The organism is Nitrospira sp. Nam80 (assembly GCF_965152575.1).
On record NZ_OZ224216.1, the window covers coordinates 1,941,927 to 1,954,329 of the forward strand.

Here is a 12,403-nt window from a genome sequence, read left to right on the forward strand (position 1 = left end):
GCAGTTGAATGAACGCAAGCGGCACATCGGTCCCGACCACATCGCTCGTGAAGCATCCGGATGTCCTGATGTCCGTGGGTGTCGTCGCCATCCTCATGGTAATGCTCCTGCCGCTCCCCCGCTTCGTGCTGGACCTCCTGCTGAGTTTCAACATTACGCTGTCGATCATTATTTTGCTGGTGGGCATGCAGGTTCGGAAGCCGCTGGAGTTCTCCGTGTTTCCATCGATTTTGTTGATGGTGACCCTCCTGCGGCTGTCGCTCAATGTCGCCTCCACGCGGCTCATTCTCCTGCACGGCAACGAGGGCGTCGGCGCCGCCGGAGAGGTGATCCGCGCTTTCGGCAATTTCGTGGTCGGGGGTAATTACACGGTTGGGTTGGTCGTCTTCACCATCCTCGTCATCATCAATTTCGTCGTCGTGACCAAGGGCGCCGGCCGTGTGGCGGAAGTGGCGGCGCGGTTTACGTTGGATGCGATGCCCGGGAAGCAGATGAGCATCGACGCCGATCTGAACGCCGGCCTGATCAACGATACGGAGGCGCGCCGCCGCCGGCGCGAGATCGCGGAAGAAGCGGACTTTTACGGCTCGATGGACGGCGCGAGCAAGTTCGTTCGCGGTGACGCTGTGGCCGCGGTCATCATTACGCTGGTCAACATCCTGGGCGGGCTCACGATCGGCGTGCTCCAGCAGGGGATGACGATTGCCGCCGCCGCGCAAACCTACACCTTGCTGACGGTAGGGGAAGGGCTCGTTGCTCAAGTGCCCGCGCTGATCGTCTCCACCGCGGCCGGTATTGTCGTCACGCGTGCCGCTTCGGAGGCCAACCTCGGATTTGAAATCACCAGGCAGGTGTTGATCTCACCTAAAGCGGTCGGGACGTCGGCCGGCATCCTGCTGGCTCTGGGGCTGGTCCCGGGATTGCCGCATCTGGCCTTTGTGATACTCGGCGGTACGGTGGCCTGGGTGGCCTATCAGCTTCACCTCCGCGAGGCGGATCTGGCGCAGACTCCACCGGCCCCGGCTGCAGCGCCGGCTGCCGAAGATGCCGTCACTCGTGTCGCCCCGATTGATCTGATGGAGGTGCAAGTAGGCTATGGACTGATCGGGTTGGTGGAGGGCGCGCAGGGAGGGGCGCTGTTGGACCGGGTCAAAGGGCTCAGGCGGCAGTTTGCCGAAACCATGGGCTTCGTCCTGCCGCCTATCCACATTCGAGATAATCTTCAATTGCGACCCAACGAATATGCCGTGCTCGTGAAAGGCGTGGAGATTGCGAAGTCGGACGTCATGCCCTCGCACGTGCTGGCAATCGATCCGGGCACGGCGCAGAAGAACGTCGTCCATGGCATTGCGACGAAGGAGCCCGCCTTCGGTTTGCCGGCCCTGTGGCTGACCGAACAATTGCGCGAGCAGGCTCAACTGGCCGGCTACACCGTCGTCGATCCGGTGTCGGCCATCGTGACCCATCTCTCCGAAATCGTCAAACGCCACGCGCATGAATTGCTCGGGCGCCAGGAGGTTCAGGGATTGCTCGATGAGCTGGCTCGGGCGCATCCGAAATTGGTGGAGGAACTCGTGCCGAATCTCCTCTCTTTGGGAAGTCTCGTGCGCATCCTTGCCCACCTGCTCCGGGAGGGCGTGCCGATTAGGGATCTGCGATCGATCCTGGAAGCGCTGGCAGATCATGCCGGCTCCACGAAGGATCCGGACATCCTTACGGAAGTGGCGCGCCAGGCGCTGGGCCGGACGATCACGCGACAATACATGGGATTGGACGGCACGTTGCCCGTCATCGGTCTCGATCCGCGACTCGATCGGACGTTGGCCGAGCAGGCGAACGCCGCTCCTCAAGGAAGCGGGTGGCCGATTGATCCGTTGCTCTCCCAGAAGCTGCTCACGGCGCTCAAACAGGCCGCAGAACGAATGGCGGGCCGTGGCCATCAACCGGTCATCCTCTGTTCGCCGTCCTTGCGCCGGCATCTGCGCAAGTTGACGGACCGAATCCTGCATGCGGTGCCGGTCCTTGGGTTGAACGAGATCGACAGTGTCGTGCGGCTGCAGGCGGTCGAGACAGTTCGCGTTGATATGGATGCGGCCGAAACGAGGAGCCTCGCATGAAAGTCAGGACCTTCTACGCGCAATCCATGCAGGAGGCAATCCGCGCCATCAAGCACGAATTGGGCTCCGACGCGGTGATTCTCTCGACGCGCCGTGTGCGGAAATGGGGAAACGCCTTCGGCATGCTGGGCAGTTCGGCACTTGAAGTCATGGCGGCGATCGATGAGGACGGTATCGATCGGGACGACCGTCCGATTGAACGGAACGGAGGCACTGATACAGTCCAGGACGAACGAGCATCATCCACCCCGTCGTTTGCTCACAACCTCGAAGCCGCCTTGAGTCCGCCCGCGCCGGCGCCGGCTCATTATGCCAAGTTCACCGGCACAGTCCAATCGAGGGACGCGGGCCAGGATTGTGCGGCGGGTGCTCCGGCTTCTCTGTCCAAATCGTTGCAGGGTCTCTATGAGGATCTGATTGCGCAAGGAATCAGGCAAGAGACCGCCTACGACTGCCTGCGCCAACTCCAGGACACGCTCCGCGATCCCGATCGGACGATGCCGCATTTCATGCTTCAATTGCTGCGCGGGGTACTCTCGTCGCGGCTCCAATCGGCCGGTCCGCTGCTGGCTGCGGACGAGTGTCAGAAAATCGTTGTTTTTGCCGGACCCAGCGGTGTCGGGAAAACCACGACGATCGCAAAACTGGCGGCTCACTACCGGTTGGAAGAAAAACGATCGGTGGCAATGGTGACGATCGACAATTATCGACCCGCGGCGGTCGAACAGTTGCGGCTCTATGCCAACGTGCTGGGAGTGGAATTAGCGACGGCTTCGACCGGTGACGAGGCGAGGGACTGCATCGGACGAATCGGGCAGGCGGAATTGGTCTTGGTCGATACACCAGGTTTCAACCCCCGCCATGAACAGCCTTGGCATGAATGGCAGGCGTTCACCGGTTTAGCGCACCGGTTGGAAGTGCACCTCGTTGTGCCGGCGACCACCCGTATCCAGGATATCGAGGCGGCTATCAAACGATGCGCAGGCGCTCCGTCGCTGCGTCTCCTGTTCACGAAATTGGACGAGACCGCCGGATACGGCAGCATTTTCGAGGCCGCGCACCAGTGCGGCATTCCCTTGTCCTATTGGGGGACCGGACCTCGCGTCCCTGAGGATTTGGCGCCCGCCATGCCGGATCGACTCATCGATCTGGTGCTCGGGGCGACCGTGCCGGTGCGCGGGATTCCCGAGCGGCCGCCCTCCGCCGGTGAGCTCGGCTTGAGAGCCGGCCGCTATCGCCATCCGGGCGGGCATGCCGTGAACCATTCCGTATCCGTCACTTCAGAGAGGGAGCATCAACATGAGTGAGATCACGCTGGCGGTGCAATCAAGGATGGTCCGATCGGGGATCGGTACCCGTCCTCCGCAGGTCATCACCGTCACGAGTGGAAAGGGCGGGGTCGGGAAGACCAACGTGGTCACCAATCTCGCGATCGCGCTGTCGCGGGCGGGGAAACGCGTCCTGGTTCTCGATGCCGACCTCGGGCTGGGCAACATCGACGTGTTGTTGGGATTGACGCCGAAATATACCCTCGAACATGTCCTCTCCGGAACCCGCTCGCTCTCCGAGATCATGCTGGAGGGACCGTCCGGTATCCGTATTCTTCCGGCAAGCTCCGGTCTGGCCCAGCTGACCGCGTTGACTGAAGCCCAGCATCAAATCCTGCAAGGTGAACTGGAGCAGGTATCCCACCTCATCGACATTCTTTTGATCGATACCGGGGCCGGCATTTCATCCAACGTGACGTTCTTCGCCGCCGCGGCCCAGTCCATTGTCGTGGTGATTTCGCCGGAGCCGACCTCCCTGACCGACGCCTATGCCTTGATGAAAGTTTTGCTGCGGCAATATCGGGAGCGCCGGTTTCACGTCTTGGTTAATTTGGCGAAGAGTCCGAACGAAGCGGCCCGCGTATTCGCGAAGTTGGACGTGGCGGCAAGCCGCTTCCTGCAAATTTCCATCGAGTATCTGGGGTTCGTGCCGTTGGATGACTATCTTCCTCTGGCGGTGACGCAGCAGCGTGCGGTGTTGGACCGTTATCCCCAGGCGCCTTCCAGCCGGGCGTTCCTGTCGTTGACCGAGGCGGTGGAGCGGCTGGCGGTGCCCGATCTCCCGAAGGGCACGGTCCAGTTTCTCTGGCAACAGTTGCTGCGCACCACTTGAAGAGAATGCGAAGGCCTATGAATCGAGCCGACTTGGCGCAATCGCGATCGAAGGCGGATGCCGTGCGGGGCGATCGTGAACGGATCATTCAGGAGTTCACTCACGTCATCCGTTCCATGGCGCATCGATTGGCATTCCGGCTGCCGGCCTATTTGGATGCCGAGGATCTCGTCTCGGTCGGCATCATCGGACTGATGGATGCGATGGAGAAGTATGATCCGACCCGCGAGGCAAAATTTAAGACCTATGCGGAATTTCGCATCCGCGGCGCCATGCTGGATGAAATCCGCTCCATGGATTGGATCCCGCGTTCGGTCCATGAGCGAATCACGTTGCTCCAGAGGACGTACGCCGAGTTGCTCAACCGCCACGGCCGGCCTCCGACAGATGAGGAAGTGGCCGCGGAGTTGAAAATGTCGCTCCCGGAACTGGACGAATTCCTCACGCGGGCGCGCGGCGCCATTGTCGTGAGTCTGGATGATCTTGGGGTGCAGGACCAGGACGGGCATACAATCCTGGGCATGTTGACCGATGTCAGTCAACCGGATCCGTTGGCCTCGCTCGTCAGCGGCCGGGAGCGGCAAGTCCTCTGTCAGGCGATCCAGGAACTCGCCGAGAAGGAGCGTCTGGTCCTGACGCTCTACTACTTTGAAGAATTAACCATGAAGGAGATCGGGCAGATCCTTAAGGTCACGGAATCCCGCGTGTGCCAAATCCACTCCAAGGCCATCGTGCATTTGAAGGCCAGACTCCAACCGGTGGAAGCGTAGTTGTCATCGGCGCTTCTACAGTTTTCTTCCCGGCCGACCGATATCTGATCATGAACTGGTTAATGTGGTTGGGTATTGGCGTAGTGGTGCTCTGGCTACTGGCTGTCTATGCCGCCAGAAACTTTGAGCCCGAGAGAAGTCGGCATACCTTACCCTTTTATGAGAAGGCCATGGCAAAGACTCGCTCCGACAAAGCAAGCATCGACGAGAAGTGGGATGAGAACCACGGCAATACATGGTAATGGCAGTTCCGTACGAGACTGACAGTTGACGACGGGCTACAAGAACCAAATCCCCGACAAGGCAGTTCGATCACGATGTCGCAACCAAGTTCCGACGGCGACTCCGCCGATATCCGCGTGCCCGCCGCTGCCGGTGAAGCAGACGGAGAGGATGGCAGACCGGGAGCCGCTGGAGCGTCCGGACTATGGTGGCCGGGACGAGCGATGGATCGGGTGCGTGTCTGGTGTGGAATCGACCGATACGTCATCGACGGGTCCCAAAGGTCTCCACATGTCGCGTGGGCCGTCGGAAGCGCGGGACTCCTCTCGGCCGCGCTGTTCCTTCTGATCAAGAGCGCGAAGTTGTTCGCATGGCCCAAGAGTCCTCGAACCGAATCCACTCCGCAGAACATGGCCACGTATGACTCGGTAACCGGTCTGCCGATGCAGCGCCTGTTCATGCTCTTGGCCAATCAGGCTGTCTCGCGTGCACGCAAGTCCGGCCGGCAGGTGGCTGTCTTGTTGGTGGAACTGGATCACTTCATTTTGGCGGATGAACTCCAGGGAACGCTCAATAATAACCTGGTGTACCGGGTGCAAGCGGCCCGGATCAAAAGCGCGCTCCGCACGACCGATACTGTTGCGCGGTTGGGGGAACGATCGTTTGTGGCGTTGCTCGACAATATCGATGACAGATTCGCCGTTCTCTCGGTCGCGACCAAAATTCAGGCGACGATCTCCTTGCCGTTCATTTTGGAAGGACATGAGATCTTTTTGACGAGCCGCATCGGCATCGCCTTGCTGCCGCCGGACGCGACGGACGCGAGGCCCTTGCTCGACTTGGCGGCCCAAGCGGTCGCGCAGGCCAGGACAGAAGGCTATGTCATGTTCGGGTTGCCGGGCGACTCGGCTGTCACCCTGTCGGATCGCATGACCGGCGTGCGCTCGGAATAATCCGCTTCTCTTGCCTCTCCGGTCCCCATTCGGTAGGTAAAGCATTCCATACGGGCGGCAAACTCTTCCCGGTCGATCTCCCTTTCCCTTTCTTGTTCGCGCTCGCGTGCCGGAATAATGCGGCCGGCGCGTGTAAATTCAGCCTTCCCGCCTCTTTCTCTCATTTCTGGCCTGTGCCGCATGAATCTCTCAGGCTGCGTAGATCTTCCCCGCGGTGGCATATCGATTGCTAGATGAAAGATCGCAAACTCGATTCGCCAGAAAGCTGACACTATGAATCGTGCCATCTATCCGATCCTTTCCGGAGCCATCGCTCAGGAACGTCAACTTCAGGTGTTCGCCAATAACCTGGCCAATGTCAATACGGCCGGCTTCAAACAGGACGAGCAGGCGTTTCGCACCGTGCTCGGTCAAGCCGCCCATGCGCCGGCAACTTCGCTTGCCGCGGCGGGGCTGGCTCAGACCATCATGGCCAAGCCGGGCGGAGCGGCGGAGCGAGTCTTCGTTCAGCCGCATGCGGTGGCTACCTCGTTCGAAGCAGGCCGCATCCGGATCACCGGCAATCCGCTGGATCTGGCCCTCGATGGGAACGGGTTTTTTGAGGTCAAGACCCCGCAAGGTCCGCGCTATACCAGAAGCGGCATGTTTTCGCTCGATAACAAGCGCCGGCTCGTCTCCAATCTGGGATACCCGGTCATGGGAACGAAAGGGGAAATCAAAATTCCTCCGGGCAATATTCAGATCAACAACGAAGGCGCGATCCAGGTGGACGGGAATCCGGTCGCGTCCTTGAAGGTGGTGGAGTTTGCACCGGAACAGATGCCGCAGAAACATATGGAAGGACTCTTCGCCGGCGGACGGCCGAACACGGCGGCCCATCCCCGGGTGCAGTCCGGCCATATTGAAGAATCGAACGTCAATGCGTTGGGCGAAATGGTGAAAATGATTCAAGGCATGCGGACCTACGAATCGGCGCAAAAACTGATGCAGACGCTCGATCAGATGACCGAGACGGCCATCCGCGATGTCGGTCGGGTGCAGTAGCCCGCATTATTGATGGGGGTTCATGACGGAAGCGCGGAGACGGCAAGCGAGGTCCACGCCGCGCCGAATAAAGCGCGGCACGTTTGTGGACGCCGCCGAGTCGGTGAGGCGGCAGTGTCTTGCACCTGGAGGCGCGAGATCGGGGTAAGGAGGAATCGATGATTCGAGCGATGTGGACGGCGGCGACCGGGATGACGGCGCAGCAGATCAACGTGGATACGATCGCACATAACCTGGCGAACGTGAACACGAGCGCATTCAAGCGGAGCCGCGCGGAATTTGCCGATCTCCTGTACCAGATCCAACGGCTTCCGGGAACGAATGCGTCGAATGTCGGCGTGTTTCCGGTCGGCGTGCAGATCGGCGCCGGGGTTCGCCCGACGACCGTGTCCAAGGAATGGATGCAAGGCAATATGCGGCAAACCAACAATGATTTGGATCTGGCCATCGACGGGCCGGGGCTGTTTCAAGTTGCCCGGCCGGACGGCACGATCATGTACACGAGGAACGGGTCCTTCAAGCGGGACAATGTCGGGAATCTCGTGACCGGCGACGGCGATCAGCTCACTCCTGTCATTACGATTCCGTCCGGCGCCCTCAAGATCGATATCGGACAGGACGGCACGGTATCGGTGTTGTTGCCCGGCGTCACTCAAGCTTCCCAAGTGGGGCAGATCCAACTGGTACGATTCGATAACCCCTCCGGCTTGGTCGCCATGGGCAATAACCTGTTTCTTGACAGTTTCGCGTCGGGACCGCCCTTGCAAGGTACGGGAGGGTTCTCAACCGGATTCGGAGTCATCCAACAAGGATTTCTGGAAAGTTCTAACGTCAACCTGGCCGAGGAAATGGTGAACATGATCATCGCCCAACGAAGCTATGAAATTAACTCCAAGACGATTCAGGCGTCGGACGAGATGATGTCCATCGCAAATAATATCCGCCGGTAAGGTTGCTGCTGGGAAGGATGACCGTATGACACGATTGTTCATAATGCTCGTGATCGCCGGATGGGCGGGGATCGTGGGGACGGTCTGCGAGGCCATGGGGCATCCGGCCGGACGAGAATCGGTCGAGGCGCCGGGGCAGGGGAGCGACCGCATGAAGCAGACGGTCCGTTCTCGTGGCCGCCAGGTGATCTATCCGGATGGCATTCGGAAAGCGATTCACGATCATCTGCAGCGTGAATTTTCCGGCAAGGTGCAAGAGATCCAGGTCACGCTCGGTGACCCGCAACAGCCCATCGCGGTTCCGGCCGGCGCGCTCAGCCTCACCGTCAGTTCGTCCGACGTCGAGGGGAGCGTGGGGCGTCGAGCGTTTCACGTGCACGTCGCCGTCAACGGAATCTTGCATCGAACGATTGACGCGACAACCGACGTGGCTGCCTATCTGGACATTCTAGCGCCCGTGCGGCTCATCAAAACCGACGAAGAAATCGATGGGGACGACATCGTTACCACGCGCGTCGCCCTATTTGACTTAAAGTCGCCCTATGCGACCGACCTTCGGGACGTCATCGGAAAGGCCGCTGTCAGACCGTTGGCTCCGCAAATTCCGATCAAGCTCACTTCGTTGCGGCGGCCGTTTATCGTCCGCAAGGGAGATCGCGTCATGATCGAGGCGAAGATGGGCGGGCTGTCCGTCCAAACCGCCGGCGTCACCAAAGGCAACGGTGAAATGGGGCAAACCATCACCGTGTCGAACACGGATTCCGGCAAGGATGTGCGTGCGAAGGTCATCGGACCAGGAGTGGTGCGTGTTGAGTTTTGAACGGTCCGGTACAGCAAGCGGTTGGATTATCGGCCTCGTTCTGGTCGTCGGCCTTCTCGGCGCATGCCATTCGACGCCGCCGGCGAAGGAAAAGTTGGAAGTGGCGCCGTTGCCCCCGCCGAAGACTACCGGCTCCTTGTGGCAGGAAGAGAACGGCCGCGCCTATCTGTATGAGGATCTCCGTGCAATGCGGGTCGGCGACATCATCACGATTAAGATCGCGGAAAAACATAAAGGCTCGAAGAGCGCGGATACCAGCGCGGAGCGGGATTCAACCATCTCCAACAGCCTGACCGGCGGCGCGCTGGGTTATTTAGGGATTCCGGGCATCAGGCTCGGGGCGGAGGCAACGCGCGGGCTGGGCATTGACGCGAGCGCCAAGAACAAGTTCGGCGGCAAGGGAGCGACCAATCGCGAAGACACTCTGACCGGAACCATTTCGGCCATTGTCACCCAGGTCATGCCCAATGGAGATTTGCGAGTCGAAGGTCGGCGTGAAGTGACCGTGAACTCCGAGCGGCAGATCATGGTCATCGGCGGCGTCGTGAGGCGGGTGGATGTCGATACGAAAAACACCGTGCAATCGACGGCGATTGCCGATGCCAAAATAGAATATTCGGGCCTGGGTGTCGTGGATGACGTCCAGCGACCCGGCTGGCTGGTGCGGATCTTGGATTGGATCTATCCGTTCTAGCGTGGAAGTACGATTGCGCGATTGTGTGATGTCTGAAGTAAGGCTTAACCAAATCACCAATCACTAAATCGTACTTAGAGAAAGGATGATGATGGAAACAATACAGGGGCGTAAACAGCGGCGTCAGATGGTCATGCAATCATTGCGCTTAATGATGCTAAGCGGCGTCGTGCGGCCTGCAACGGCCGATCCGCCGTATCTCGCCATTCCCGAGGCACCGCGACCGGATCCTCAAGAAGAAGCCGCTCCATCAGCTCGGCATCCTGCATTCCTGTCACGCGCGGTGGTCAGCATCCTGGCGTTTATCATCATCTCCTTGTGGATGGGCACGCCGGTCGAAGCCGTCCGTGTCAAGGACGTGGCGAGCATCGAAGGAGTACGCGAGAACCAATTGATCGGCTATGGGCTGGTGGTCGGCCTCGATCGAACGGGAGATCAGGTGATCGGCGGTCAATTTACCATCCAGGCCATGATGTCCATGTTGAACAAGATGGGCATCAATCTGGTGATCGACCCGATCCAGTTGCTGACCCGCAATATCGCCTCGGTCATGGTAACCGCGAAGCTGCCGCCGTTCATCAAGCCTGGTATGACCGTCGATGCGGTCGTCTCCTCCATGGCCAATGCGAAGAGTCTCCAAGGCGGGACCTTGCTGCTGACGCCGTTGAAGGCGCCCAACCAGCAAGTGTTCGCGGTGGCACAGGGGCCCGTATCAATCGGCGGATTTCTTGGAGGCACGGGTGGCCCCGGCGGCGCGACGGTGAGCAAGAATCATCAGGCTGCCGGCGTCGTGCCCGGCGGCGCGATCGTGGAAAAGGAGGTCGCAGTCGATCTGGAATCATGGGATTCCGTGTCGGTATTGCTGAGGCATCCGGATTTCACAACCGCCATCCGTACGGCCGAAGCGATCGAAGGGACATTCGGAAAGGGCACGGCTGTCGCCGTGAACGGCGGACTGGTGAAGGCCTCGCTGCCGGCGCCGTTTCAAGGGCGCGTCGTGGAGTACATCGCGGCCATGGAGGGATTGGATGTGGCGGTCGATGTGCCGGCGAAAGTCGTCGTCAACGAACGGACCGGAACCGTGGTCCTGGGCGAGCATGTGCGGCTCTCCACATGTGCCATTTCACACGGCAATCTCACGATATCCGTAAAGAATACCTTGAACGTTTCACAGCCGACGGCGCCGTTGATCGGATCGAGCCAGGGGCAAACCGTCGTCACGCCCGATGTACAAACCGATGTGAAGGAAGAGCAGTCCCGATTAATGGTGGTCGATCAGACCGTGACATTGGGGGACGTTGTCCGAGCACTCAATGCTGTCGGCGTCACGCCGCGTGATTTGGTGGCGATTCTCTCGGCCTTGCGGGCGGCCGGTGCACTTCAAGCGAATCTTGAGATAGTTTAGCGAAGGTAATGGCGGTATGGATATCGCTGACATCGGATCTGTACACAACTGGATGACAATCGATGCTGTTCAAGCTCGCGTTCCAGGTTCTTTGGGTGAGGCGCAGGCGGCTCTGAGCCGCAAGGCCGGCCATTCGATACACCAGGCGGCTCAGGAATTCGAGTCCTACTTTCTCTCCTATCTGCTGAAAACCATGCGGGAAACCGTCCCGACCGGCTTTCTTGATCGCAAGGGAGAACAGGTGTGGCATTCCTTCTATGACCAGGAGATCAGCCGCCTTGCGACGGAGGCGGGAGGGATTGGGTTAACGCAATTTATCGAAGGGAACATGCCGGGCAAATAATTCCCGTTCCGCTGCTCAAGTTTCCGGTCGGTTCAACCGAGAAGAGAAACGACAGGGAACAGACCGGTTTCTCTGTCGTGTCACGAGCAGAGGAGCGGGTATGGAGATAGGAAGAAACAACCGAGCGGATCTGGCCAAGCTTTTACTCGGCGTTCAGGGAGTTGACCGGAATCAGAGCAAGCACGCGTCAGTCAGCGGCGGATCGGGACAGCAAGACCGCGTTCAGATCTCGGACCATGCCAAGGAACTGCAGCGGATCAAAGCCTTGCTCGATCGTCCCGATGCGGCGCGCGAGACCCGGGTGGAACAGATTCGGCGATCGGTGGAAGCGGGCACCTATACGATGGATGGAAAGAAGGTTGCGGATTCGATGATCCGGCAGGTACTCACCGATTCCGTCCTCTGAATCATACGCCCTGAGTTCGGCCGCACTCTGTCCGCGCCATGATCCAGCCTGATATTGAGAGGCCATATGTCTGATGAATCCGCCGCTCTTCTCGAACTCGGCCGAGTCTTGGATCTCATGATCGAAAAGGTCGGCCAGTTCCATGCCCTGTTGAGCGATGAGCAAGAAGCGATTCGGACGCTCTCATTCGGACAATTCAGCGATGTGACCGCGAAAAAATCGGAACTGCTGGACTGTATTCGCGATCTCGAGCAGTCGCGTCGCTGCCTCACCGAGGGCTCGGCAGCCGGTTCGATCCGTCTCTCGAAGGAACTGGAACAACGACAACAGACTCTCATTGAGATCATCGGCGCCACGGATCGGATGAATCGGCTCAACGCCGCGCTGATCGCGCAATCACTGGCTTTTTTACAGGGCAGTCTGAGCCTCTGGCAACGATCTCCCGCTTCCGCCCCGCTCTATTCTCAGACCGGCTCGGTCGTCGGCGGCGTTTCGCACAGCGTTGGGATCAAAGGGTAG

General features: G+C 59.6%; 13 protein-coding genes. All 13 read left to right on the plus strand.

Annotated elements, in window-relative coordinates:
* The first annotated feature begins 8 nt into the window (after positions 1-8).
* Positions 9-2,117, plus strand: coding sequence for a flagellar biosynthesis protein FlhA (flhA, locus tag ACWGXE_RS09220; RefSeq protein WP_447603101.1), 2,109 nt, complete (start codon positions 9-11; stop codon positions 2,115-2,117).
* Positions 2,114-3,424 (plus strand): flagellar biosynthesis protein FlhF, encoded by a 1,311-nt coding sequence (gene flhF / locus ACWGXE_RS09225; RefSeq protein ID WP_447603103.1) that lies wholly within the window; start codon positions 2,114-2,116, stop codon positions 3,422-3,424. The genes flhA and flhF overlap by 4 nt, the downstream gene beginning before the upstream one ends.
* Positions 3,417-4,277 carry a MinD/ParA family protein gene (locus tag ACWGXE_RS09230; RefSeq protein WP_447603104.1) on the plus strand — a complete coding sequence of 287 codons (861 nt, stop codon included), beginning with the start codon at positions 3,417-3,419 and terminating at the stop codon, positions 4,275-4,277. Before flhF ends, ACWGXE_RS09230 begins: the two co-directional genes overlap by 8 nt.
* A gap of 17 nt (positions 4,278-4,294) precedes the next feature.
* Complete coding sequence (locus ACWGXE_RS09235; protein WP_447603106.1) at positions 4,295-5,047, plus strand: sigma-70 family RNA polymerase sigma factor; 753 nt, start codon at positions 4,295-4,297, stop codon at positions 5,045-5,047.
* Positions 5,048-5,364: 317 nt separating this feature from the next.
* The gene (locus ACWGXE_RS09240; protein WP_447603108.1) at positions 5,365-6,222 is read left to right on the plus strand and encodes a diguanylate cyclase domain-containing protein; all 858 of its coding nucleotides are present in this window, start codon (positions 5,365-5,367) and stop codon (positions 6,220-6,222) included.
* 273 nt (positions 6,223-6,495) lie between these two features.
* The gene (flgF, locus tag ACWGXE_RS09245; RefSeq protein ID WP_447603110.1) at positions 6,496-7,266 is read left to right on the plus strand and encodes a flagellar basal-body rod protein FlgF; all 771 of its coding nucleotides are present in this window, start codon (positions 6,496-6,498) and stop codon (positions 7,264-7,266) included.
* Positions 7,267-7,424: 158 nt separating this feature from the next.
* Entirely contained in the window at positions 7,425-8,216 is a 792-nt protein-coding gene (flgG, locus tag ACWGXE_RS09250) for a flagellar basal-body rod protein FlgG (protein ID WP_447603112.1), read from the plus strand.
* A 25-nt stretch (positions 8,217-8,241) separates the two neighbouring features.
* On the plus strand, positions 8,242-9,036 hold the full coding sequence (gene flgA / locus ACWGXE_RS09255; RefSeq protein WP_447603114.1) for a flagellar basal body P-ring formation chaperone FlgA: 795 nt from the start codon (positions 8,242-8,244) through the stop codon (positions 9,034-9,036).
* A complete protein-coding gene (locus ACWGXE_RS09260; protein ID WP_447603115.1) occupies positions 9,023-9,730 on the plus strand; it encodes a flagellar basal body L-ring protein FlgH in 708 nt (235 codons plus the stop codon). The genes flgA and ACWGXE_RS09260 overlap by 14 nt, the downstream gene beginning before the upstream one ends.
* A gap of 271 nt (positions 9,731-10,001) precedes the next feature.
* The gene (locus tag ACWGXE_RS09265; RefSeq protein WP_447603917.1) at positions 10,002-11,135 is read left to right on the plus strand and encodes a flagellar basal body P-ring protein FlgI; all 1,134 of its coding nucleotides are present in this window, start codon (positions 10,002-10,004) and stop codon (positions 11,133-11,135) included.
* A 16-nt stretch (positions 11,136-11,151) separates the two neighbouring features.
* A complete protein-coding gene (locus tag ACWGXE_RS09270; protein WP_447603116.1) occupies positions 11,152-11,478 on the plus strand; it encodes a rod-binding protein in 327 nt (108 codons plus the stop codon).
* A 100-nt stretch (positions 11,479-11,578) separates the two neighbouring features.
* Entirely contained in the window at positions 11,579-11,884 is a 306-nt protein-coding gene (gene flgM, locus ACWGXE_RS09275) for a flagellar biosynthesis anti-sigma factor FlgM (RefSeq protein WP_447603118.1), read from the plus strand.
* A gap of 66 nt (positions 11,885-11,950) precedes the next feature.
* Complete coding sequence (locus ACWGXE_RS09280) at positions 11,951-12,403, plus strand: flagellar protein FlgN (RefSeq protein WP_447603119.1); 453 nt, start codon at positions 11,951-11,953, stop codon at positions 12,401-12,403.

Excerpts from the sequence above, each read along its gene's own strand:
- flhA (WP_447603101.1), top strand. The coding sequence starts at position 9 with ATGAACGCAAGCGGCACATCGGTCCCGACCACATCGCTCGTGAAGCAT.
- flhF (WP_447603103.1), top strand. The coding sequence starts at position 2,114 with ATGAAAGTCAGGACCTTCTACGCGCAATCCATGCAGGAGGCAATCCGC.
- ACWGXE_RS09230 (WP_447603104.1), top strand. The coding sequence starts at position 3,417 with ATGAGTGAGATCACGCTGGCGGTGCAATCAAGGATGGTCCGATCGGGG.
- ACWGXE_RS09235 (WP_447603106.1), top strand. The coding sequence starts at position 4,295 with ATGAATCGAGCCGACTTGGCGCAATCGCGATCGAAGGCGGATGCCGTG.
- ACWGXE_RS09240 (WP_447603108.1), top strand. The coding sequence starts at position 5,365 with ATGTCGCAACCAAGTTCCGACGGCGACTCCGCCGATATCCGCGTGCCC.
- flgF (WP_447603110.1), top strand. The coding sequence starts at position 6,496 with ATGAATCGTGCCATCTATCCGATCCTTTCCGGAGCCATCGCTCAGGAA.
- flgG (WP_447603112.1), top strand. The coding sequence starts at position 7,425 with ATGATTCGAGCGATGTGGACGGCGGCGACCGGGATGACGGCGCAGCAG.
- flgA (WP_447603114.1), top strand. The coding sequence starts at position 8,242 with ATGACACGATTGTTCATAATGCTCGTGATCGCCGGATGGGCGGGGATC.
- ACWGXE_RS09270 (WP_447603116.1), top strand. The coding sequence starts at position 11,152 with ATGGATATCGCTGACATCGGATCTGTACACAACTGGATGACAATCGAT.
- flgM (WP_447603118.1), top strand. The coding sequence starts at position 11,579 with ATGGAGATAGGAAGAAACAACCGAGCGGATCTGGCCAAGCTTTTACTC.
- ACWGXE_RS09280 (WP_447603119.1), top strand. The coding sequence starts at position 11,951 with ATGTCTGATGAATCCGCCGCTCTTCTCGAACTCGGCCGAGTCTTGGAT.